Below are 22,714 nucleotides of genomic sequence, written 5' to 3' on the forward strand. Positions count from 1 at the left end.
TGTCATGGCCGAGGCCTACATAGTCGAAGCGGTACGCACCCCGGTGGGCAGGCGCAAGGGCGGCCTTGCCCAGGTCCACCCGGCGGACCTGGGCGCGCATGTACTGAAGGCCTTGGTCGCACGCTCCGGAGTCGACCCGTCCGCCGTCGAGGACGTCGTCTTCGGCTGCCTGGACACGGTGGGCCCGCAGGCCGGTGACATCGCCCGTACGGCATGGCTGACGGCGGGACTGCCCGAAGAGGTCCCGGGCGTGACGATCGACCGCCAGTGCGGCTCGTCGCAGCAGGCCGTGCACTTCGCGGCGCAGGGCGTGCTCTCGGGCACCCAGGACCTGGTCGTCGCCGGCGGTACCCAGAACATGACGCAGATCCCGATCGCGTTCGCGTCCCGCCAGGCCGCCGAGCCGCTCGGACTGACCGAAGGCCCGTTCGCGGGCAGCGAGGGCTGGCGGGCCAGGTACGGCGACCAGCCGGTCAACCAGTTCCACGGCGCGCAGCTGATCGCGGAGAAGTGGGGGATCTCGCGGCGCGACATGGAGGTGTTCGCGCTCACCTCCCACCGGCGTGCGGTTCGCGCGATCGACGAGGGCCGCTTCGAGCGGGAGCTCGTGGCGTACGGAGACGTGACGGTCGACGAGGGTCCGCGGCGCGACACGACGCTGGAGAAGATGGCGGCCCTGCAGCCGGTCCTGGAGGGCGGCACCATCACGGCCGCGTGTTCCTCGCAGGTCTCGGACGGCGCGGCGGCGATGCTGATCGCGAGCGAGCGGGCCGTGGCCGAGCACGGCCTCACCCCGCGGGCCCGGATCCACCATCTCTCCGTACGGGGCGAGGACCCGATCCGGATGCTGTCGGCACCGATCCCGGCGACGGCGTACGCGCTGAAGAAGACCGGCATGTCGATCGACGACATCGACTTGGTCGAGATCAACGAGGCCTTCGCGCCCGTAGTGCTCGCCTGGCTGAAGGAAACCGGCGCGGACCCGGACAAGATCAACGTGAACGGCGGCGCGATCGCACTGGGCCATCCTCTGGGCGCCACGGGCGTGAAGCTGATGACGACGCTCCTGCATGAACTGGAGCGCACGGGAGGCCGGTACGGACTGCAAACGATGTGTGAAGGGGGAGGTCAGGCCAACGTCACGATCATCGAACGGCTGTGAACACGAGCCTTTTCGGCGCGGGCGTGCTACGGTGAGGGCGTTGCAGTTTTGGTACCCATGAACTTTGTGTGCGCCTGACGGGAATGCTTCCTCAGGCGCACATTATTGTTTCCGGCTTCTCCGGATGGGGCTCAATATCGCGACGGGAAACTCACGAGGTGTGGGTTTCCGGCTTGCCCCTGTTTTAGGAGAATGACATGGCTACTGGAACCGTGAAGTGGTTCAACTCGGAAAAGGGCTTCGGCTTCATTGAGCAGGACGGCGGCGGCGCCGACGTCTTCGCCCACTACTCGAACATCGCCACCTCGGGCTTCCGCGAGCTCCAGGAGGGCCAGAAGGTTTCCTTCGACGTCACGCAGGGCCAGAAGGGCCCGCAGGCGGAGAACATCGTCCCGGCCTAATAGCTGGACGCGAACCTCGCAGCCGGGGCCCGCACCGTGAAGGTGCGGGCCCCGGCTTGTGCTGTCTCACATGCCCAGGAGGGCAATATCCGCATGACTCGCTCCGAACGCCCGGCCCGCCCGACCCGAAAGCGCCCGGTCAATTCCCGCGCCCAGGGCCCAGTGAAGGGTTCCGGCAAGGCTCCCGCCCGCAAGGTGGCGCCCCCGCAGGAATTCACGCTGCCGGAAACCATCACACCCGCGCTGCCTGCCGTCGAGGCGTTCGACGAGCTGGACATGCCGGCCGCCCTGCTGAAGACCCTCGCGGCGCAGGGCGTGACCGAGCCCTTCCCGATCCAGGCAGCGACACTGCCGAACTCCCTCGCCGGCCGCGACATACTCGGCCGCGGGCGCACCGGATCCGGCAAGACCCTCGCGTTCGGGCTCGCGCTGCTCGCCCGCATCGCGGGTCGGCGCGCCGAGCCGCGGGCGCCGCTCGCGCTCGTCCTCGTACCGACGCGTGAGCTCGCACAGCAGGTCACCGACGCCCTTTCGCCGTACGCGACCTCCGTGCAGCTGCGGCTGACGACGGTCGTCGGCGGGCTGTCGATCAGCAAGCAGTCGGGCGCGCTGCGGCGCGGCGCAGAGGTGCTCGTGGCCACGCCCGGGCGGCTCAAGGACCTGATCGAGCGCGGCGACTGCGTGCTCGACCGGGTGGCGATCACCGTCCTCGACGAGGCCGACCAGATGGCCGACATGGGCTTCATGCCGCAGGTCACGGCGCTGCTCAAGCAGGTAGAGGCGGACGGTCAGCGGATGCTGTTCTCGGCGACGCTGGACAAGAACATCGACCGGCTCGTACGGATGTTTCTCACCGATCCCGTCGTGCACTCCGTCGACCCGTCCGCGGGCGCGGTCACCACGATGGAGCACCATGTGCTGCACGTGGCGGACGAGACGGACAAAAAGGCCGTGGCCATGCGTATCGCGGCCCGCGACGGCCGGGTGATCCTCTTCGTGGACACCAAGCGCGGCGCCGACCGGTTCGCCAAGCGGCTGCTCGCCAGCGGCGTACGGGCGGCGGCCCTGCACGGCGGCCGCTCGCAGCCGCAGCGCAACCGCACGCTCGACCAGTTCAAGAACGGGCAGGTCACCGCGCTGGTCGCGACGAATGTGGCGGCCCGTGGGATCCACGTCGACGATCTCGACCTGGTCGTGAACGTCGATCCGCCCGTCGACCACAAGGACTATCTGCACCGCGGTGGGCGCACCGCGCGGGCGGGCGAGTCCGGCAGCGTCGTGACGCTGGTGCTGCCCGAGCAGCGGCGTGAGATGACCCGGCTGATGTCGGACGCGGGTATCGCCCCGCGCACGGCGAGGATCAAGTCGAGCGACGACGAGCTCAGCCGCCTCACAGGGGCGCGCGAGCCGTCAGGGGTCGCGATCACGATAGAGGTGCCGCAGCAGGTGGTCCAGCAGCGGCCGCAGCGCCGCCGCGCCCAGGTCCCGGGCCAGGGCGGCCGCGGCGGCGCCCAGTCGGGCACCGCGTCCGGCGCCCGCACCCGCGGCCGCCGCGGTGGCCAGGGCGGCCGCCCTGGCCGCGGCGCGCAGGGCGGGGCGCAGGGGGGCCGCCGCACGGCGGTTTAGCGCGGAGCGGGGTCGCGGCCGCGGGCGTCCTTCTGGGGCTCCGCCCCGGACCCCGCGCCTCAATCTCCCCCCCGGACTTCGTCCGGGGGGACCCCCACGGGGCTGAACATTCGGCCCTGACCGGGGCCCTGCCCGGACCTCGCGCCTCAAGCGCCGACGAGGCTCAATTACGGGGCTTCGACACCTCGGAGTGGCTCGTCTGCGAAAACGACCTGCGCGAGGGCGGCAGCTGGCGTTACGTCACCCGCGAGGAGGGCGGCGTCGAAGTCGGCTTCCACGGGGAGTACCGCACGGTCGAGGCGCCGCGCCGCATCGTCTCGACCGAGGTGTTCGAGGGCTTTCCCGACGCCGCGGCGCTCGACACCATCGTGTTCGACGAGCGTGACGGCGTGACGACGATGTCCATCACCGTCCTGCACACCAGTCAGGAGCACCGTGACGGCCATATCGCCTCGGGCATGGAAGACGGCATGCAGATCTCGATGAACCGCCTCGAGGACGTTGTCGTAGAGCTCAACCGCGAAGCCTGACCTCGAAGCCCGGATCACTCTGCGACGGGCAGGGCGCCGAGCACGTGCCGGGCCTCGGACATCACCCGGCCGACGAGCTCCGCACAGCTGGGGAGGTCCTCGATCAGCCCGGCGACCTGCCCCGAGGCCATCACGCCCAGGTCGGTGCGGCCCCCGACCATGGATGCCTTGAGCAGCATGGGGGTGTTGGCGGCGAGCAGGACCTGGCTCCAGCTCAGCTCCTTGCCGTGTTTCATGGCCAGACCGTCGCGGATCATCTGAGACCAGGACAGGCCCGAGATTCTCTTGAAGCCGGCAGCCCGGCGGACGGCCTGCACCAGTGCTCTCGTACGGCCCGCCCGTTCAAGGGAGTCGACGAGATCCGTACGGAGCATCCGGTGCGGGAGCCCGTCGACGGCGGTGGTGACCGTGATGTCCTTGACGCTCGCCGCCAGATACCGGGCCTTGACCGCGTCCGGCACGGTCGAGTCCGACGTGAGCAGAAATCGGGTCCCCATCGCGATGCCCGCCGCGCCGAAGGCGAGCGCCGCGACCAGCCCCCGCCCGTCATGGAAGCCCCCGGCCGCGATCACCGGAATGTCGACCGCGTCCACAACCTGCGGAAGCAGCACGGTCGTTGCCACATCGCCGGTGTGGCCGCCGCCCTCGCCGCCCTGGACGATCAACGCGTCCGCGCCCCAGGCAGCCACCTTCTCGGCGTGCCTGCGGGCCCCGACCGAGGGGATGACGATCACGCCCGCCTCCTTCAGCTCGGCGATCAGCTCGCGGGAGGGTGCCAGGGCGAAGGACGCGACCCGTACGCCTTCGTCGATGATGATCCGGACCCTGTCCCCGGCATCGCCGGCGTCGGCGCGGAGATTGACCCCGAAGGGCGCGTCCGTACGGGACTTGACCTCGCGGACAGCCTGCCGCAGCTGGTCGGCGGTCATGGTGGCGGAGGCGAGGATGCCCAGCGCGCCGGCGTTGGCGGAGGCGGAGACCAGCCGGGGTCCGGCCACCCATCCCATGCCGGTCTGCACGACCGGGTGCCTGACGCCGGTCAGCCTGGTGAGGGCGGTCTCCATCAGCCCTTGACCTCGCGCTCGCGCAGGCCCTTCGGGTCGATGACGTCGCGGATCAGACGCAGCTCATCGGCGCTCGGTTCGCGTGTGCAGGGGACGTCGTCGCCGATCACCAGGCAGAAGCCGGTCGCCTCCCGGACCTGATCGACGGTGACGCCGGGATGCAGGGACGCCAGGCGCATCGAGCGGTCGGGGGTCGCGAAGTCGAAGACGCCGAGGTCGGACACCACGCGAGGGATACGGTGATAGCGCGCCCCGGCCGCTCGGTCGTAGCCGACACCGCACACCATGTCGACGCGTCCGACGAAGACCCGTGCGGAGTGCTTCGGCACCCAGTAACTGACCGGATTGTTCAGGGTGTTGACGGGCGCACCGCGCACCCCCAGCAGCTGCCGCTTCGGCCGCTCCCAGTCGCCGACGCAGGAGATGTTCTGGTTGCCGAAGCGGTCGATCTGGCTGGCACCCATCATCACGTGCCGCCTGCCGCCGGTGACCATGGTCAGATGCCGGCGGTACGGAAGCCACCCCTCGACCGTCCCGTCGAGTCCGACCAGCATCGCCTCGCCGTCGGTCAGCAGCAGGTCGGGCGAGAAGGTGCGCTTGGCCAGCCGGGCCCCGATGGAGGGGATCAGGCCCATGGGGCTGGCCAGCACCTCGCCGTTGTCGCGCCACGCCTCGGCGCACGCGATCACGCAGTACTCGGATCGGCTGACAGTCACCGCTGCTCCTCGTGCCAGGTCCGGACGGCGGACTGGTAGTGGTGCTCGTCGGCGCCGGACAGGAAGCGCTCGGCGAACTCGGGCCAGGGGGTGGTCGCGTACAGCTTCTGGAAGACCTCGTCCCGGTCGTAGTCGGGGGCGCAGGAGGTGAAGTGCGCGCCGTTCGGGGTCTCGACCACGCCGGTGACGCAGTGGCGGCTCACGAGCAGGGTCTGCGGGGCGGCGTCCTTGGTGAGCTCGGCGGTCTCCACCAGCTGCTCGCAGCAGACGTATGCGGCGTCGGCGGCCTCGCAGAACAGATCGTCGAAGTACGGGTCGGGTCCCAGATACTGGCCGTTGCCGAGCCGGTCCGCGCGATTCAGGTGGACCAGCGCCGCGTCCATCCGCAGGGCCGGTACGGCGACGAACTCCTCGCGGGCGCCCTCCTCCTCGTACGGCGAAGTCACCATGCGCAGCCCGGGGTTGACCCGCATCACGTCGGAGCCGATGCCCGCCCGTACCGGGAGGAACGGCAGCCGGTTGGCGGCGGCGTGCAGCCCCCACATGAACATCGCCTCGTCGATCTCGGTGAGGGCGAAGTCACCGCGCTCGCGGGCTGCGCGGTAGTGCGGTTCGAGCGGGATCGAGTCGAGGGTGACGAAGGCCGTGACAAGCTTGCGGATCCGGCCGGCGGCGGTGAGGAGGCCGATGTCGGGGCCGCCGTACGAGACCACGGTGAGATCAGTGATCTCGGAGCGGAGCATCGCCCTCACCAGAGCCATGGGCTTACGGCGCGAACCCCAGCCGCCGATGCCGATCGTCATCCCGCTGCGGAGGCGGCTCACGACCTCTTCGGGTGTCATCGTCTTGTCGGTCACGACTGCTGGCCCTCCTTGCCGAAGGGGTCCTTGCCGAAGGTGTCGCGGACGCGGTCGGCGACCCCGCTGAGGTTGGCTTCGAAGGTGAAGCCCTGTTCGAAGCGGTAGCTCCGGCGTACGTCGACGGGGTCGATGCCATTGATGGCGGCCTTGGCCAACCGGATGAGATACCCGTCCTTCCGGGCGATCTCCCGCGCCAACTCCCTGGCTGTGCTGGCCAGTTCGGCGCGGGGGACGATCTTCCAGACCGAGCCGTGGGCGTGCAGCTCCTGCGCGGTCGCGGTGCGCGAGGTGTAGTACAGCGCGCGCATCAGATGCTGGGGGACGAGCCGGGCGAGGTGGGTGGCCGCGCCGAGTGCGCCGCGGTCCAGCTCCGGCAGCCCGAAGGTGGCGTCGTCGGAGGCGACGATCGCGTCCGCGTTGCCGACGAGTCCGATGCCGCCGCCCAGGCAGAAGCCATTCACGGCGGCGACGACGGGCACTTCGCACTCGTACACGGCGGCGAAGGCCTCGTAGCAGCCGCGGTTCGCTCCCACCAGGGCCCGGTGGCCGGCATCCTGCTGCAGCTCCTTGATGTCGACGCCCGCGTTGAAGCCCCGGCCCTCCGCGGTGAGTACGACGCAGCGGATCCCGGGGTCGCGGCCTGCTGTCCGTACCGCGTCGGCGAGGTCGTACCAGCCTTGTACGGGAAGGGCGTTGACGGGTGGGAAGTCGACCGTGACGACACAGATGCCTTTCTCGGGGCTTGCGGTGGAGACACCCATGAGCGGATCAGCTACCTTTCCACCAAACATTTGTTAGGTGAGGAAGGTAGCAGCCGATGGAGCTGGACGGGAGGGTCGCCGTCGTCACCGGCGGCACGCGAGGCGTCGGCGCCGGCATCGCCCGGGCGTTCCTGCGGGCGGGCGCCCAGGTGGTGGTCTGTGCGCGAAGGCCGCCCGAAGTCCCGGTCGCCGGAGCTGAGTTCGTACCGCTTGACCTGCGTGATCCGGCCGCGGTGGGGGAGTTCTTCGCCGGAGTCGTGGAGCGGTACGAGAGGCTGGACGCCCTCGTCAACAACGCCGGCGGGACGTCCTACCGGCTGCTCGCCGAAGGCGAATGCGCAGACGCCGCCGCCCGCCATGCCCGCGTGATCGAGCTCAACCTCACCGCGCCGCTGACCGCCTCGCTCGCCGCCCACGAGTACCTCAGGGCGTCTGGCGGGTCCATCGTGATGATCGGCAGCGTCAGCGGCGGCCGCCCTTCGCCGGGTACGGCGGCGTACGGGGCGGCCAAGGCCGGTCTTGAGAGCCTGGCCCGCTCCATGGCCGTGGAGTGGGCACCGGAAGTCCGCGTGAACACGCTCGTCCTCGGCATGGTCCGCACCGAACTGTCCCATCTTCACTACGGCGACGAGGAGGGCATCGCGGCGGTCGGCCGCACGGTGCCGCTGGGGCGGCTCGCCGAGCCCTCGGAGATCGGCGAAGCGGCCGTCTTCCTCGCCTCGCGGCGCGCGGCCTATGTGAGCGGAGCCTCGCTGCTCGTGCACGGGGGCGGGGAGCGCCCCGTCTTCCTCGATGCCGCAACTGTCAACAAGGAGAAGTGAGATGACCGGCAGTGCTGTCACGGGGGACAACCCCAGGACCCCCGGCAGGAACATATGCGAGGGACGTGTCGTCATCGTCACCGGCGCCGGACGCGGTCTCGGGCGGGCCCACGCGCTCGCCTTCGCCGCCGAGGGAGCGAAGGTCGTCGTCAACGACCTGGACGTCGGCCTGGACGGGGGCGTGGAAGGGGGCTTGGGCGGGAGCCTGGACAGGGGCCTGGACCGGACCGGCGGATCGGGCGGACCCGCTCAGCGGGTCGTCGACGAGATCAGAGCGGCGGGCGGCGAAGCCGTGGCGCACGGCGGCGACATCGCCACGACCGATGGCGCTTCGACTCTCGTCGCCGCCGCGCTGGAGACGTACGGACGGCTCGACACCCTGGTCAACAACGCGGGCTTTCTGCGCGACCGCATGCTCGTCAACCTCGACGAGGACGACTGGGACGCCGTGATGAGGGTGCATGTGAAGGGCCACTTCCTGCCCCTCAAACATGCCGCCGCGCACTGGCGTGCCGAGGCCAAGGCGGGACGGCCGGTGGCGGCCCGGGTCGTCAACACCACCTCGGGCGCAGGGCTGTTGGGCAGCGTCGGGCAGGGCAACTACGCCGCCGCCAAGGCCGGGATCATCGGCCTCACGCTGGTCGCATCGGCCGAGATGAGCAGGTACGGAGTCCAGGTCAACGCCATCGCGCCCGCGGCCCGTACGCGTATGACCGAGGCGGCCTTCGCCGGGCTTGCCGCCCTGCCCGAGGACGTGTCGCCGCTCGTCGTCTGGCTCGGCTCGGCCGACAGCGCCGGCGTGACCGGTCGCGTCTTCGAGGCCGAGGGCGGCCGCATCACCGTCATGGAGGGCTGGCGGCCGGGCCCCACCGCCGACAAGGGCGCGCGCTGGACCCCCGCCGATGCGGGCGTCGCGGCGCTGAAGCTGCTGACCGAGGCGGAGCCGCCGCAGCCTGTGTACGGGGTGCGATAGCCGCGCGGACAACAGGTGAAGGTCGTACACCGCCCGCCCGCGACCCGGTTAACTTCCGGGAAATTCGGCTCGGTTGACATTGACCCGTCAAGTTCTACGCGCATCAATGCTGCGTATGCGAATCCCCCCACGAATCGCCACCCTCGGTGGCATCGCCGCCCTCGTCTCGACTCTCCTCATCGGCGGTCAGGCCACGGCCACCCCCACAACCGCGGCCGCAGTCGGTGACATCTGCTACTCCGACCTCCCCTCCCAGGCGCACGACACGCTCGATCTGATCGAGTCGGGCGGGCCGTTCCCGTACCCCCAGGACGGCACGGTCTTCCAGAACCGCGAGGGCATCCTGCCGTCGCACTCGACCGGGTACTACCACGAGTACACCGTCAAGACTCCGGGCTCCCCCAACCGCGGCGCCCGCCGCATCGTCACGGGTGACACGGCCCAGGAGGACTACTACACCGCCGATCACTACGCCTCGTTCGACCTCGTCGACCACGGCTGCTGAGCCGGTATCCTCCGCCCCGTGACCAGGACCTATGTGATCGACGGGGCGGAGGTCACCGGCCTGGACAGCTTCTGGCGGGTGATCGGCGAAGCCGTGAACGGGCCGGGCGGATACTTCGGCCGCAATCTCGACTCCTTCGCCGACTGCCTCAGCGGCGGCTTCGGGACGCCGGACGACGCCGACTTCGCCATCGAGTGGCGCGACCACGAAGCCTCCCGCCGGACGCTGGGGCGGGAGGAGACCGTGCGACAGCTGGAGCTGCGGCTCGGACGGGTCCATCCGCAGAACAGGGCCGCCGTCGAAGAGCAGTTGGAACAGGCGAAGGCCGGACTCGGCACGACCGTCTTCGACTGGCTGGTGGAGATCATGGAGGAGCGGGCGCCCGGCGCGCTCCGGCTCCTCTGAGCCTCGTCGGCGGCGGCGAGGTCTGTTCGCGCCCGGCCCTGGTGGCTGATGCTGCGCCGTCGGGTCAGCGGTGGCGCGGCGCGGTCTGTTCGAGCCGCCGCCTGAGCTTCTCGTCGTGTACGTGGCGTACGGCGTCGGCTGCCGTGTCGCGGGCGTACCCGTCGGGGTCCTCGTTCGCGAGAATCCGGGCCAACGCCGGTGCGGCCCGCGGATCCTGACGTATCGCCAGGCCCCGGGCGGCCTCCGCCGCGGTCTCCGCGTCGCGGTCGCCGAGCCGCGCCGCCAGCGCCTCGCGTATCTCGGCCGTATCCGCGTCCACGCCCGCGAGCGCCGTGGTCGCCCAGTCCCTGACATGGGCGTCCGCGTCCCGGCTCAGCGCGATCAGCGCCTCGATGCCCTCCGCATGGTCGCCCGGCACAAGCCCGAACAGCGAGAGCGCCACCTGGTTGCGCACTTCCGCGTCCGGGTGGCCGGCATGCCGCAATATCTCCGGCAGCGCGGCCGCGTCCCCGTGGTGCCCGAGCCCGAGGACGACCGCCTGGATCAGCTCGGGCTCCCGCGCCTCGCGGGACAGCTCGCGCAGCAGGGGCAGCGCGCGGGCGGCGAAAGGCCGCCGGGTGTCCTGTCCGGCCGCCTCGCCCGGAGCCTTCGAGCCCGAACGTGAACGCGACCCCGACCCCGAACCGGAACCGGAACCCGGGCTCGCGAAGCCCAGTTGCGCCAGCACATCCGCCGCGAACGCCTGCCTCATCGGGTCGTCGCTCGCGCACCACGCGGACGCCGCCTGGAAGGTCTCCTCGTCGCCGCGGCCCCACAGCGCCAGCACCGACTCGATCCAGTCGTCCTGCTCAGGGTCCCCGCAGCGCAGGGCCCGCTCGGCGAGCTCCGCGTACGGTGTCCGGACCCCCAACTCCCCTTCGAGTAGCGTCACGATCGCCGCGTGGCCGGTCTGCTGCTCATTGCCCGCGAACAGCGTGCCGTCCCGCAGCAGCTCGACGACGACGGTCACCCCGCCGTCCTCCTCGATCCGGTGCGCCACTGCCTCGCACCCCTCGTCCTTCGCGAACGCACGGAACAGCCCCTCGCGCAGTTCCCGCTCCACATCCCGTACGAGCCACTGCCGGGCCTCCGCGAGTGCCGCCTCCTTCGCGGCGGCGCCGTGCCGCAGCAGGGCCCGTACGGTCGACGGGGAGCCGCGGCGGGCGGCCAGCACCAGCGGCTGCTCGCCGCCGGGGCCCGGCAGGTCGGGGTCGGCGCCGTACTCGAGCAGCGCCCAGGCGGTCGCGGCGCGGCCCTGCGTCACCGCCCACCGCAGCGCCGTGAAGCCGTATGCCTCCTGCTGGTCGGGCGGTGCGCCCGCGGCGAGCAGCGCCCGTACCACCTGGGTGTGCCCGCCGACCGAGGCCCCGCACAGCGGCAGGTCCCCGCCCTCGGGGCCGCTCGCGTGCCCGGGATCGGCGCCCGCCGCCAGCAGCACCCGGACGATCCCGACTTCGTCGCTCACCGCCGCCAGATAGAGCGGGGTCTGCCCGTCCTCATCGGTCACATCTGCGGGGACCCCGGCCCGGAGCAGTCCCACGACGGCGTCGTCCGCGCCGCTGTGCACCGCCTCGAACAGCGCGCGGACGTCCGCCGCCGGCTCTTTCGTCATGTTTCGAGCGTACGGAAGATCGGTCAGGTGTCGCATTCGAGATCAGGTGTCGCATTCGAGAATCGTCCGGCACAGCCCGCAGCGGGCCCGCACCCGTCCGCGCACGGGCACCCGGATGCGCTGGTGACAGGTGGGGCAGGGGAAGGAGACGCGCAGCCCGTCCGGGCCGTGCTCGAAGGCGTACGCGGAGGAGCCGGCGTCCTGGTGGTGGGCGGCGGCCCGGCCCGGGTTCTCCATGGCGTAGCGCCGTTCCTTGGCATAGCGGTGGCGGCCCGTCCAGCCCGCGGTGGTCAGCGGCGGCCGCTGGGCGTCGCGCAGCGCCTGGTCGCGGCCCTTTGCGTACGCGGTGTAGCCCTGCGGGCTGGTGAACCAGGACGAAGGGTCCTCGTCGAAGGCGATCGCCCGCTTGGCGAGGACGTAACCGAACTCCTCGGGCGTGAGGTAGCCCAGTTTCTGGCTGGAGAGGCTGTCCTCCCGGAACGCGTCGAGCAGCAGCCAGCCCGCGCCGAGATAGGTGGTCGCGGTGTCGGTGAGGATCTCGTTGGCGCGGGTGCCGGGGAAGGACAGGTCGAGCCTGTGCAGAAGCACATGCATGATCTCGTGGGCGAGGGCGGCGCCGATGTCCCTGCGGTGGGTGCGGAAGCGGTCGTTCAGCTCGATGAAGTACTCGGGGCCCGCCGTGAGTTCGACGCTGGCGGCGTGGTGCATCTCGCGGAAGCTCACGATCACCCGGGCCTCGGGCAGATGCAGATGCTGGACCAGGGCGTGGGCGACGCGCTGTGCGCCCAGGTGCAGATCGTCATGGTCGGCGAAGGCCACATCGGCGGGCAGGACGCTGGGCGCGTAGGAGAGCACGCCTTCGGGCGAGAGCCGTCTGTGCAGCGCGGTGATTGCCGCCCGCACGGTGTCGAGGTGCGGATAGCCGTGTACGACCTCACTGTCCTTCGCCACCACGTCCCCGTACCCCCATGCACGACGGTCGGCCCGACTCAACTCTACGGCGAAGCGGCGGCGAATCCCTGCTGGTGACGGTGGGCGAATCCCGCCGTGACGCTGGCCGAAAACTGCTCCTTGTGGCACGGGTGATCCACTCTCCATAATCCGGATCACGCTTTGTCGGGCCCATGTCAGCGCGGACGATGCTGCGTGGATCCGGCGCGAGCGAAAGGCTCAACCCCCCACGAAAGGCAGTCCGTTGAAGCTTATGCGTGTGCTCCAGAGATGCGCGGCGGCCGGCGCCGTCGTCCTCGCCGCGATCAGCCTCCAGCCCACATCGGCCTCCGCCGCCGCGCCGCCCGTCGTCGGCGGAACCCGCGCCGCCCAGGGCGAATTCCCGTTCATGGTCCGGCTCTCCATGGGCTGTGGCGGCGCGCTGTACGCCAAGGACATCGTGCTGACCGCCGCCCACTGTGTGAACGGCTCCGGCAACAACACCAGCATCACCGCGACCGCGGGCGTCGTCGACCTGCAGAGCTCCAGCGCCATAAAGGTCAAGTCGACCAAGGTCCTCCAGGCCCCCGGCTACAACGGCACGGGCAAGGACTGGGCGCTGATCAAGCTCGCCAAGCCGATCAACCTGCCCACCCTGAAGATCGCCGAGACGAAGGCGTTCGACAACGGCACGTTCGACGTCGCCGGCTGGGGCGCGGCCCGCGAGGGCGGCGCTCAGCAGCGCTACCTCCTCAAGGCCAAGGTGCCCTTCGTCTCCGACGCCAGCTGTAAGCAGGCCTACCCCGAGCTCGTCTCCCGCGAGGAGATCTGCGCCGGTCTCCCGCAGGGCGGTGTCGACACCTGCCAGGGTGACTCGGGTGGCCCGATGTTCCGCAAGGACAACAACAACGCGTGGATCCAGGTCGGCATCGTCAGCTGGGGCGAGGGCTGCGCACGGCCCAACCTCCCGGGTGTCTACACCGAGGTGTCCACCTTCGCCGCCGCCATCAAGTCCGCCGCGGCAGGCCTCTAGAACCTGAGCGGGGGAGGGGCAGGTGTGTTGGACGCGTCCGTCCAGCACCCGCCCCTCCTTTGGGCCCCCATCCGCTCCCGCGAGCAGCAGGGCCGCGCCGTCCCGGGCGGCTGGAGCAACCAGATCCCGGACCCCGAACACCCGCCGACGATCACCTCGTGACCGGCGGGCAACCTGATCGACGTAAGCTCGATGACCATGACCACGAGGGACATCGACGAGAACGTGCGCGCCGAACTGAACCGTCTGCGCGAGAGCATCGACAACATCGACGCGGCAGTCGTCCATATGCTCGCCGAGCGTTTCAAGTGCACACAGCAGGTCGGCCACCTCAAGGCGCAGCACCATCTGCCGCCCGCCGACCCGGACCGTGAGTCCCGCCAGATCGACCGGCTGCGGCAGCTCGCGGAGAGCGCGAAGCTGGACCCCGCCTTCGCGGAGAAGCTGCTGAACTTCATCATCGCCGAGGTCATCCGCCACCACGAGACAATCGCGGCCGGCCCGAAGGCCGATCCGGCAGCCGACCGGAACACGGCCCCGAACACGGCCCAGAACACGGCCCAGAACACGGCCCCGAACACGGCCCCGAACACGGCCCAGAACACCGCCCCGGACAACGGCCAGAAGGCATAACCGACGTCTGAGGCCCCCGCCGCAGGTCTGTGCGCCGAGAGCACAATCGATACCCCGTGTGCAGGACAGGGGCCATCGGGCAGCATGGCCCCCATGTCCGTACTGACGCGCGACGAAGCGCAGACCCGAGCCCAGCTCCTCGACGTCCACCGGTACACGGTCGAGCTCGATCTCACCGGCGGCGAAGAGACCTTCGACTCCCGAACCGTCATCCAGTTCACCGCGCGCGCGGCCGGGGACACCTTCGTCGAGCTCAAGCCGGCCGTGCTGCGCTCCGTCACTCTCGACGGGCAGCCCATCGACCCGGAGTCACTCGCCGAGAACCGGCTCGCGCTCACCGGCCTGAGCACCGGGGAGCACGAGCTGCGCGTCGAGGCGGACATGCGCTACTCCCGCACCGGTGAAGGCATGCACCGCTTCACCGACCCCACAGACGGCGAGACGTACGTCTACACCCAGCTCTTCATGGAGGACGTCCAGCGCGTCTTCGCCGCCTTCGACCAGCCCGACCTCAAGGCCGTCTTCGAAATTTCCGTCACAGCGCCCGAGGGCTGGACCGTCCTTGGCAACGGCGTCGCCACCCCCGACGGCGACGGCCGCTGGACCTGCGCGGAGACCCCACCGCTCGCCACCTACTTCGTGGCCGTCGCCGCGGGCCCCTGGCACTCCGTGACAACCGAGCACGCCGGACTGCCCTTCGGCATCCACTGCCGCCGCTCGCTCGCGCCCCACCTCGACGCGGACGCCGACGAGATCCTCGAGATCACGCGCCAGTGCTACGACCGGTACCACGAGAAGTTCGAGGAGCCGTATCCCTTCGACTCCTACGACCAGGCATTCGTGCCCGAGTTCAACGCCGGGGCGATGGAGAACCCGGGCCTGGTCACTTTCCGCGACGAGTTCATCTACCGCTCCGCGGTCACCGACACCGAGCGGCAGACCCGCGCCATGGTCATCGCCCACGAGATGGCCCACATGTGGTTCGGCGACCTCGTCACGCTCAAGTGGTGGGACGACATCTGGCTGAACGAGTCCTTCGCCGAGTACATGGGCTACCAGACCCTCACCGAGGCCACCCGCTTCACCGACACCTGGGTGGACTTCGCGATCGGCCGCAAGTCCTGGGGCTACGACGCCGACCAGCGGCCCTCCACCCACCCCGTCGCACCGGACCCGGACGCCGTGCCCGACACCGCGTCGGCGATGCTCAACTTCGACGGCATCTCGTACGCCAAGGGCGCGTCCGCCCTGCGCCAGCTGGTGACCTGGCTGGGCGAGAAGGACTTCCTCGCCGGGATCAACACCCACTTCGCCCGGCACAAGTTCGCCAACGCGACACTGGCCGACTTCATCGACTCCCTCGCGCACGCCACTGACCGCGATGTGCACGGCTGGGCGGCGTCCTGGCTGCGTACGACCGGCGTCGACACCCTCACGCCGACGATCACCGAGTCCAACGGCAGCTGGGCGCTGCAGATCGCCCGCGACGGCAGCCGTCCGCATCGCATCGCGGTCGGCGCGTACGACGCCGACCCGGTGGACCCCGGCCGGCTCGTGCTGCGAGACAGGCTCGAACTGGACGTCCCGCAGAACGGGAACGGCGACACCCACCCGGGCCGCCGCCCGGCCCTCGTCGTCCTCAACGACGGCGACGCCAGCTACGCCAAGGTCCGCCTGGACGCCGCCTCCTGGGACACGGCCGTACGCTCCCTTTCCAGCATCCCGGACCCGCTGACCCGCGCCGTCGTGTGGAACGCCGCCCGCGACATGGTCCGCGACGGCGGCAGCGTCTCCCGCGGGGCGAACTCCGGCCCCCTGACCATGACCCCCACCGCCTATCTGGAGGCCGCCCGCGCACACCTCCCGCGCGAGTCGGACCTCGCCGTCGTCCAGGGCGTCCTCGCCTTCGCCGCCGGCCAGATCGCCGACCGCTACCTCCCCGCCGACGAGCGGCCCGCCGCCCTCGGCGCGATCAGGGGCATCTGCCGCGACCTGCTGCGCCGCACCGAGGACGGCAACGACCCCGGCCTGCGCCTGACCGCCGTACGCCACTTCATCGACGCCGCCGCCCAGCCGGAGACGCTCCAGGAGTGGCTCGGCGACGGCAGCGTGCCCGGCGGCCCGGAGCTCGACCCGGAACTGCGCTGGCGCATCCTGTACCGCCTCGCAGTCCTCGGCGCGATCGACGACGCGGCGATCGCCTCGGAACTGCACCGCGACCCCAGCGCCACCGGCCAGGAGGGCGCGGCTCGCTGCCGTGCAGCCCTGCCCACGCCGGAGGCGAAGGCGGCGGCCTGGCAGCGGCTGTTCGCCACCGACTCGCTGTCCAACTACCTGTTCACGGCAACGGCCCAGGGTTTCTGGCAGCCCGAACAGGCCGATCTGGTAAGGGAGTACGTGCCCCGCTACTACTCCGACTCGGTGTCCCTGGCCACCCGCCGCGGCCCCGCCATCGCGGAGGCGGCGGGCCGCTACGCCTTCCCGCTCCACGCGGTGGACGCGGAGGCGCTGCGACTGGGCGAGGAGTGCCTGCGCGACGCGGACCTGATCCCGGCGCTGCGCCGCAAGCTGGTCGACCAACTCGACGACCTGCGCCGCGCGTTGACGGTCCGCGGAGGCTAGCCGCCCCCGGGGGCTCCGCCCCGAAATTCAGCCCCGCCGGCGATTGAGGCGCTGGGCCCGGGGCGGAGCCCCGACTTTCAGCCTCGCCGGCGTTTGAGGCGCGGGGTCTGGGGCGGAGCCCCAGTCACGGTGGGGAACAGGCCCCGCGCAGCGGCCCCGCACCCCGCTCACCCGCCCCGCCATATCAACAACCCGCCCCCCAACTCCCCCCTTCCCCACCGCAGTACCACTTTCGGGTCCGGATCGTTGAGCTCTGCGGGCACCCCGCCGGGTCCCCCGTACACCCTGGTGTGACACCCCGCGCTCACCGGAGGACCCCGCATGAGTACGCCGCCGCCCGGCCCGCCCCCCGGTCCGCCCCTCGCCGGAGGAATCGCAGGCCCCGACGCCCTGCGGCCGCTGCTCGCCGTTGTGCTCGACGCGCTCCACGAGGGCGCGGTGGCGCGCGGCGGGCCGTTCCCCGCCGGCGGCCCCGACGCCGTCGCCGCGCGGGTCCGCGAGGCCGCCGAGCCCGTGCTCCCCGACCGAGGCACCGGCGCCGAAGACGCACTGCGCGGCCTCGTCCGCACTCTCTCGCACGGCGCCGCCGACCCCGCGGACCCCCTGTGCGTGGCCCATCTGCACACCTCGCCACTCGCGCTCGCCGTCGCCGCCGATCTCGCCGCCTCCGCGCTCAACCCCTCCATGGACTCCTGGGACCAGGCACCGGCCGCGTCCGAGCTGGAGGCCGTGGTCTGCCGCGCCCTGGCCGCCGAGGTCTATCCGCACCAGGCCGACCCCGACGCCCTCGTCACCACCGGCGGCACCGAGTCCAACCAGCTCGGCCTGCTGCTTGCCCGCGAACGCCACGGCGCGGTCCAGGTGATCTGCGGCGCCGCCGCCCATCACTCCGTACACCGCGCCGCCTGGCTCCTCGGTCTGCCCGAGCCGGTGACCGTCCCCACCCCCTCCGGAGTCCTCGACCTCGCCGCACTCGACAAGGCCCTCGCGGATCTGCCCGGCCCGCTCCTCGTCGCCGCCACCGCGGGCACAACCGGCACAGGGCGAATCGACCCGCTTCCCGAGATCGCCGACCTGTGCGGGCGCCATGGCGCCGAGCTCCACATCGACGCCGCCTACGGCGGACCGCTGCTGTTCAGCGCGGAGCACCGCGGCAAGCTGGCCGGCCTGGAGCGCGCCCAATCCGTAACCCTCGACCTGCACAAACTGGGCTGGCAGCCGATCGCGGCGGGCCTGCTCACCGTCCCCGACCGGGCCCTGATCGCCCCCCTCGCCATCACCGCCGACTACCTCAACGCCGACGACGACACCGAGGCCGGCCTGCCCGACCTGCTGGGCCGCTCCCTGCGTACGACACGACGCCCCGACATCCTCAAAATCGCCGTCACCCTCCGGGCGCTCGGCCGTACCGGCCTCGGCGCGCTCGTCGACCGCACCTGCGCCGCCGCCCAGCAACTCGCCGACCTCGTCGAGGAGCACCCCCGCCTCGACCTGTACGAGCGGCCCGTACTCTCCACCGTCCTGTTCCGGCCCACCGGGGCCACCGACGAGCAGACCGCCGGCGTCCGCCGCACGCTCCTCGCCGACGGCCGCGCCGTACTCGGCCGGGCCCGCGCCGACGGCCGCCTCTGGCTCAAGGCGACCCTGCTCAACCCGCACGCCACCCCCGGCGACCTGGCAGCTCTGATCCAGGAAGTCCTGACCGAACTCGTGAAAGGCGGCACCCCACGATGACCGGCATGCCCGCAACCCAACACTCCCCCCAGGGGGCGTGGGGGGACCCCCAGCCCCACGACCTCGTGGGTATCGGCATCGGCCCGTTCAACCTCTCCCTCGCCGCGCTCGCCGACGGCGTCCACGGCGGTCTCGCCACCGCCTTCTACGAGCAGCGGCCCGCCTTCCACTGGCACCCCGGCCTGCTGATCGAGGGCGCAACCCTCCAAGTCCCGTTCCTCGCCGACCTGGTGACGCTCGCCGACCCCGCCAGCCCCTGGTCCTTCCTCAACTATCTGCGCTCCCGGGACCGGCTCTTCCCCTTCTACTTCGCCGAGCGGTTCCACATCCAGCGTGCCGAGTACGACGCCTACTGCCGCTGGGTCAGCGACAGCCTCACCGGCCTGCACTTCGGCCACCAGGTCGACGCCGTGCGCTGGAACCCCGAACGCTCCCTGTTCGAGGTCGACTTCACGCAACTCGACGCCGAGGGCGAGGCGGAGGCCCTGGGGCGTGCGTACACGCGGCACATCGCGCTCGGGATCGGCACCGAGCCGTACATGCCCGAGCCGCTCAGGCCGCTCGCCGACGCCCCGACCGTCCCGGTCATCCACTCCGCCGACTACCTCGACAACCGCGAACGGCTGCTGGCCGCCGAGCACATCACGATCATCGGCTCCGGACAGTCGGGCGCCGAGGTCTTCCTCGACCTGCTGCGGGCCCGGCCGGCGGGCGCCGAGAAGATCCACTGGCTGGCCCGTACCGAAGCCTTCGCGCCGATGGAGTACTCCAAGCTCGGCCTGGAGCACTTCACCCCCGACTACACCCGCTACTTCCACGCGCTGCCCGAGCAGACCCGCGACGCCCTCGTCCCACGCCAGTGGCAGCTCCACAAGGGCATCGACGCCGACACCATCGCCGCCATCCACGACGAGCTCTACCGCCGCACCCTCAACGGCGGCTGGCCCGACGCAGTCCTCACCCCCGGCGTCTCGGTCCGCACCGCCGGCCGGCTCGCCACCACCAAGGTCGAACTCCACATCGAGCACACCCAGCAGGGCACCCGCTCCCGCCTCACCACCGACGCCGTGGTCCTCGCCACCGGCTACCGCGAGCGCTCGCTCGACCGGACGCTGGCCGGCCTCGACCCGCACATGACCCGTGACGCGGCCGGCCGCCCGCGCATCGACGACCAGTTCCGGCTGCTTCTGGACAGCTCGGTGACCGGCTCGGTGTACGTACAGAACGCGGAGCGGCACACGCACGGGGTCGGCGCGCCCGACCTGGGCCTGGCCGCCTGGCGCAGCGCGAGCATCCTCAACTCCCTCACCGGCAAGGAGCCCTACCCGCTTCCGCGTCGCACCGCCTTCACCAGCTTCGGCCTGGACCGCGAACGGGCCCTGCCGGCACACACGCCGGAGGGCCTGCGCCCGCTCATGGAACACTCCTGATCAGAAGACGGGCGTGCCGTCCCGCGTCAGCTTCCAGTCCACCGAAGCGAACTGCGCGGGATCGATCGTGCCCTTGGCCTTCGCCCACGTGATGATCGTGTTGCGGATCTCGTCGGAATTGGCCCACAACTGCCTGGCCTGTGCGACGTGCGGGAAGTTCCCGCCGCCGCCGGCCCGGTAGTTGTTGACCGCCAGCACGAACTGAGCGGCCGGATCGATCGGCTTGCCCGCGAAGGACAGGTTCACGATCCGCGAACCGGCCGGCTTCGCGATGTCGATCTCGTACGTCAGGCCGTACAGAGCGTCGTAGTTGTAGTCCGGAATGCTGTCGGCGTTGGTGAGCTTCGCCGGGTCCACCGGAGCACCGGGGGCCGTCTGGACGAAGTACCTCGCGGAGAACTCCAGATAGTCCTTCAGCTGGGCGCCGGTCAGCAGCCGCGCCTCCAGGGTGTTCTCGAAGACGTACAGGCCGGCCGCTTCGCGGATCGTCACCTGGCCGGCCGGGATCGCCGCCGTCCGGGAGAAACAGGAGGCCTGGGAGACGACGGGCAGCGCCGCGTACTCGCCGCCGGCCAGGGCAGCCTTCACCGTCTCCGCCTGGACGTGGTTGATCAGATCGATGATCGGGACGTCCTTGTACGGGCCCTCGGTCGCGGCCATCGCGGCGGCGGAGGTGCCGATGACCTGGTTGACGTACGCGACGACCTTCTTGTGCTCGTCGTCAAGGAGCCGGGTGATCTTCGGGTCCTCGGCGGCCGTGTTGGAGTTGAGGACCTGCGCGCCGACCTTCTCGACCGTCCAGCGGCCCTTGTTCCAGACCAGGTCGAAGTCGAAGAGGGTGAGCCGCTGGCCCCACTTGAGCGGCTCGGAGAGCACGACCTTCTCGCCGGTCTCCTTGTTGGCGACGAAGTACTCGGCGATCTCGGTGTGCGCGTGACCGACGAGTATCGCGTCGATGCCGGGCACCTGCTCGGCGACGAGACCGGCGGCGTTCTCGATGTACGGGAGCTGGTCGCCGTACGAGGAAGTGCCGCTGGAGCCCGAGTGGGCGGAGACGATCACGACGTCCGCGCCCATGGAGCGCAGCTTCGGCACCCACTTCGCGGCCTGCTCCTCCAGACCCGGGAAGACCATCCTGCCCTGGACATTGGCCTTGTCCCAGATGGCGATGCCGGGGTTGGTCAGGCCGAGGACCGCGACCTTGACGTCACGGCCGTGCGGGGTGCACAGGCGGTGGATGCTGTACGGCGGGAAGGCCGGACGGAGCGTCTTGGCGTCCAGCGCGTTCGCGCCGAGCAGCGGGAAGTCGCACTGCTCCTCGAACTTCCGCAGCACCGGGATGCCGTAGTTGAACTCGTGGTTGCCGAGCGCCGCCGCGTCGTAGCCCATGGCGTTCATGGCCTGCGCCATGGGGTGCACGGGGCCGCGCTTGGCCGTGATCGGGTCGACCTTCGCGTAGTAGTACGACAGCTGGGTGCCCTGGATGGTGTCACCAGCGTCGATGAGAAGGGTGTTGCGCCGCCCCTTCTCCTTCCGCACCTGATCGACAAGCGTCGAGATCTTCGCCAGGCCCACGTCGTTGTGTGCCTTGTCGTCGAACTCCTTGTCCGTGAAGTAGTCCCAGTTGAAGACATTGCCGTGCAGATCGGTGGTGCCCATGACGGTGAAGGAGTACCGCTTCGGCGGACGTCCGTGGCTCTGGCCCTGTGCCGCCGCGGCGGGCGCGGCGGCGCCGGCGACGGCCACCCCCGCCCCCGCGGCGGCCGAACGCTCCAGGAACGTCCTTCGGTTCAGCGGCATTTCGTCTCCCTCGATGTCCATCGGTCAGCTGCACAACGCGCGTAGATTCTGGCTCAGAAGCATCGCGCGGCAACACCCCTCGCGGGTTTCGATCTGGTGTCTGCCAGTTGTCGTCGGCGGGTGCGAGAGTGTCCATGACGACTGTTTGAGGACGTACGAGGGAGCTTCCCGTGACCACCGACGCACCCAACACCGCCGCGCCGTACGGCACCCCCGAGACGCCGCGCGTCGCCGTGCGCGGCGAGGCGCGCCTGGAGTTCGACCCGGAGATCGCCAGGATCGGCGTCGCGGTCAGCGCACGCGGCACGGACCGGCGCAGCGCGCTGGAAGACCTCACCCGCCGCAACTCCGCGGTCCTGGACCTGATCAAGTCGTACGGCGAATCGGTGGAGAAGCTGGAGACCGGCGCGTTCTCCATCAGCCCCGAACTGGGCCGCCACGGCAGGGGCGAACGGGTCCGCGCCTACCACGGCCGGGTCCACATCACCGCCGAGCTCGCCGACTTCACAGCGCTCGGAGAGCTCACCACCCGGCTCGCGGACCTGGAGCTGACCCGGGTCGACGGTCCCTGGTGGTCACTGCGCCCCGACTCCCCGGCCCATGGCGAGGCCCGCCGCCAGGCGGTGCGGGAGGCGGTCCAGCGCGCCCGTGAGTACGCCGAGGCACTGGGGGCGCGGCTGTCCGCCCTGGTCGAGCTGGCCGACCTGGGCGCGGAGAACGCCGTCCCCTACGGCATGCCGCCCGCTACCGGCGGCATGCGCATGGCCGCGTACGGCTCCGCCGAGGGCGCCGAGACGGCCCCGGCCCTCGATCTGGAGCCGCAACGCCAGACGGTCTACGCGCAGGTGAACGCGCGCTTCACGATGACGCCCCCGCAGCTTTAGCGACCGAGGTCCCCGTGATCACACTGGGTTACGGACCGGCTCTGGGTGCTGCGCGCATACTTGTCATGAATGCTCATCAGAGCACCGCTGCGCACAATTCAACACTTGTCAATAACCCTTCATGTAAAGGTTGTTGAGTAGTCATGCGCGACCAATTCTCTACCCGCCGGTAA

At 70.7% G+C, this 22,714-nt stretch carries 21 protein-coding genes and 1 pseudogene; 15 read left to right on the plus strand and 7 right to left on the minus strand.

The window, feature by feature from the left end:
* Positions 1-4 precede the first annotated feature (4 nt).
* The 4 genes from ACH492_RS18935 (at position 5) to ACH492_RS18950 (ending at position 3,719) form a co-directional block, all read left to right on the plus strand.
* A complete protein-coding gene (locus ACH492_RS18935) occupies positions 5-1,162 on the plus strand; it encodes an acetyl-CoA C-acetyltransferase (RefSeq protein ID WP_398987936.1) in 1,158 nt (385 codons plus the stop codon).
* A gap of 197 nt (positions 1,163-1,359) precedes the next feature.
* Positions 1,360-1,563 (plus strand): cold-shock protein, encoded by a 204-nt coding sequence (locus tag ACH492_RS18940; protein ID WP_003969786.1) that lies wholly within the window; start codon positions 1,360-1,362, stop codon positions 1,561-1,563.
* Between the two features lie 93 nt (positions 1,564-1,656).
* Positions 1,657-3,189 (plus strand): DEAD/DEAH box helicase, encoded by a 1,533-nt coding sequence (locus ACH492_RS18945; RefSeq protein ID WP_398987938.1) that lies wholly within the window; start codon positions 1,657-1,659, stop codon positions 3,187-3,189.
* A gap of 128 nt (positions 3,190-3,317) precedes the next feature.
* Positions 3,318-3,719 carry an SRPBCC domain-containing protein gene (locus ACH492_RS18950; protein WP_398988374.1) on the plus strand — a complete coding sequence of 134 codons (402 nt, stop codon included), beginning with the start codon at positions 3,318-3,320 and terminating at the stop codon, positions 3,717-3,719.
* A gap of 14 nt (positions 3,720-3,733) precedes the next feature.
* On the opposite strand, the gene ACH492_RS18955 is transcribed toward ACH492_RS18950, so the two are convergent.
* From ACH492_RS18955 to ACH492_RS18970, 4 genes are read right to left on the minus strand one after another with little or no spacing between them, the layout of a single operon-like run.
* Positions 3,734-4,783: an NAD(P)H-dependent flavin oxidoreductase gene (locus ACH492_RS18955; RefSeq protein ID WP_398987940.1), complete on the minus strand. Its 1,050-nt coding sequence runs from the start codon at positions 4,781-4,783 to the stop codon at positions 3,734-3,736.
* The gene (locus tag ACH492_RS18960) at positions 4,783-5,499 is read right to left on the minus strand and encodes a CoA-transferase subunit beta (protein WP_398987942.1); all 717 of its coding nucleotides are present in this window, start codon (positions 5,497-5,499) and stop codon (positions 4,783-4,785) included. Before ACH492_RS18960 ends, ACH492_RS18955 begins: the two co-directional genes overlap by 1 nt.
* Positions 5,496-6,356: a CoA transferase subunit A gene (locus ACH492_RS18965; protein WP_398987944.1), complete on the minus strand. Its 861-nt coding sequence runs from the start codon at positions 6,354-6,356 to the stop codon at positions 5,496-5,498. Before ACH492_RS18965 ends, ACH492_RS18960 begins: the two co-directional genes overlap by 4 nt.
* Positions 6,353-7,120: an enoyl-CoA hydratase family protein gene (locus tag ACH492_RS18970; protein WP_398987946.1), complete on the minus strand. Its 768-nt coding sequence runs from the start codon at positions 7,118-7,120 to the stop codon at positions 6,353-6,355. Before ACH492_RS18970 ends, ACH492_RS18965 begins: the two co-directional genes overlap by 4 nt.
* A gap of 56 nt (positions 7,121-7,176) precedes the next feature.
* Between ACH492_RS18970 and ACH492_RS18975 the strand changes: the two genes are divergently transcribed.
* The 4 genes from ACH492_RS18975 (at position 7,177) to ACH492_RS18990 (ending at position 9,824) form a co-directional block, all read left to right on the plus strand.
* Positions 7,177-7,941 carry an SDR family oxidoreductase gene (locus ACH492_RS18975; RefSeq protein ID WP_398987948.1) on the plus strand — a complete coding sequence of 255 codons (765 nt, stop codon included), beginning with the start codon at positions 7,177-7,179 and terminating at the stop codon, positions 7,939-7,941.
* 1 nt (position 7,942) lies between these two features.
* A complete protein-coding gene (locus tag ACH492_RS18980) occupies positions 7,943-8,914 on the plus strand; it encodes an SDR family oxidoreductase (protein WP_398987950.1) in 972 nt (323 codons plus the stop codon).
* Positions 8,915-9,029: 115 nt separating this feature from the next.
* Positions 9,030-9,419: a ribonuclease domain-containing protein gene (locus ACH492_RS18985; protein ID WP_398987952.1), complete on the plus strand. Its 390-nt coding sequence runs from the start codon at positions 9,030-9,032 to the stop codon at positions 9,417-9,419.
* Between the two features lie 18 nt (positions 9,420-9,437).
* A complete protein-coding gene (locus ACH492_RS18990) occupies positions 9,438-9,824 on the plus strand; it encodes a barstar family protein (protein ID WP_398987954.1) in 387 nt (128 codons plus the stop codon).
* Between the two features lie 64 nt (positions 9,825-9,888).
* Here the strand turns inward: ACH492_RS18990 and ACH492_RS18995 are convergent, their stop codons facing one another.
* Positions 9,889-11,475, minus strand: coding sequence for an ankyrin repeat domain-containing protein (locus ACH492_RS18995; RefSeq protein ID WP_398987956.1), 1,587 nt, complete (start codon positions 11,473-11,475; stop codon positions 9,889-9,891).
* A 42-nt stretch (positions 11,476-11,517) separates the two neighbouring features.
* Positions 11,518-12,426, minus strand: a complete 909-nt coding sequence (locus tag ACH492_RS19000; protein WP_398987958.1) for a hypothetical protein — start codon at positions 12,424-12,426, stop codon at positions 11,518-11,520.
* A gap of 253 nt (positions 12,427-12,679) precedes the next feature.
* Here ACH492_RS19000 and ACH492_RS19005 point away from each other — a divergent pair, with 253 nt between their 5' ends.
* From ACH492_RS19005 to ACH492_RS19030, 6 genes and pseudogenes are all read left to right on the plus strand, one after another.
* A complete protein-coding gene (locus tag ACH492_RS19005) occupies positions 12,680-13,438 on the plus strand; it encodes a trypsin-like serine protease (protein WP_307664115.1) in 759 nt (252 codons plus the stop codon).
* A gap of 63 nt (positions 13,439-13,501) precedes the next feature.
* A pseudogene (locus ACH492_RS19010) lies at positions 13,502-13,600 on the plus strand (AraC family transcriptional regulator); the annotation flags it as partial.
* 36 nt (positions 13,601-13,636) lie between these two features.
* Positions 13,637-14,071 carry a chorismate mutase gene (locus ACH492_RS19015; protein ID WP_398987960.1) on the plus strand — a complete coding sequence of 145 codons (435 nt, stop codon included), beginning with the start codon at positions 13,637-13,639 and terminating at the stop codon, positions 14,069-14,071.
* Positions 14,072-14,164: 93 nt separating this feature from the next.
* A complete protein-coding gene (gene pepN, locus ACH492_RS19020) occupies positions 14,165-16,693 on the plus strand; it encodes an aminopeptidase N (protein WP_398987962.1) in 2,529 nt (842 codons plus the stop codon).
* A gap of 321 nt (positions 16,694-17,014) precedes the next feature.
* On the plus strand, positions 17,015-18,427 hold the full coding sequence (locus ACH492_RS19025) for a pyridoxal phosphate-dependent decarboxylase family protein (RefSeq protein WP_398987964.1): 1,413 nt from the start codon (positions 17,015-17,017) through the stop codon (positions 18,425-18,427).
* On the plus strand, positions 18,424-19,857 hold the full coding sequence (locus tag ACH492_RS19030) for a lysine N(6)-hydroxylase/L-ornithine N(5)-oxygenase family protein (protein ID WP_398987966.1): 1,434 nt from the start codon (positions 18,424-18,426) through the stop codon (positions 19,855-19,857). Before ACH492_RS19025 ends, ACH492_RS19030 begins: the two co-directional genes overlap by 4 nt.
* On the opposite strand, the gene ACH492_RS19035 is transcribed toward ACH492_RS19030, so the two are convergent.
* Entirely contained in the window at positions 19,858-21,657 is a 1,800-nt protein-coding gene (locus ACH492_RS19035; protein ID WP_398987968.1) for a bifunctional metallophosphatase/5'-nucleotidase, read from the minus strand.
* A 170-nt stretch (positions 21,658-21,827) separates the two neighbouring features.
* Here ACH492_RS19035 and ACH492_RS19040 point away from each other — a divergent pair, with 170 nt between their 5' ends.
* Complete coding sequence (locus tag ACH492_RS19040; protein WP_398987970.1) at positions 21,828-22,541, plus strand: SIMPL domain-containing protein; 714 nt, start codon at positions 21,828-21,830, stop codon at positions 22,539-22,541.
* Positions 22,542-22,714: the final 173 nt, after the last annotated feature.

The sequence above is a fragment of the Streptomyces sp. NPDC019443 genome (assembly GCF_044389785.1).
In the GTDB taxonomy this organism is placed as follows: domain Bacteria; phylum Actinomycetota; class Actinomycetes; order Streptomycetales; family Streptomycetaceae; genus Streptomyces.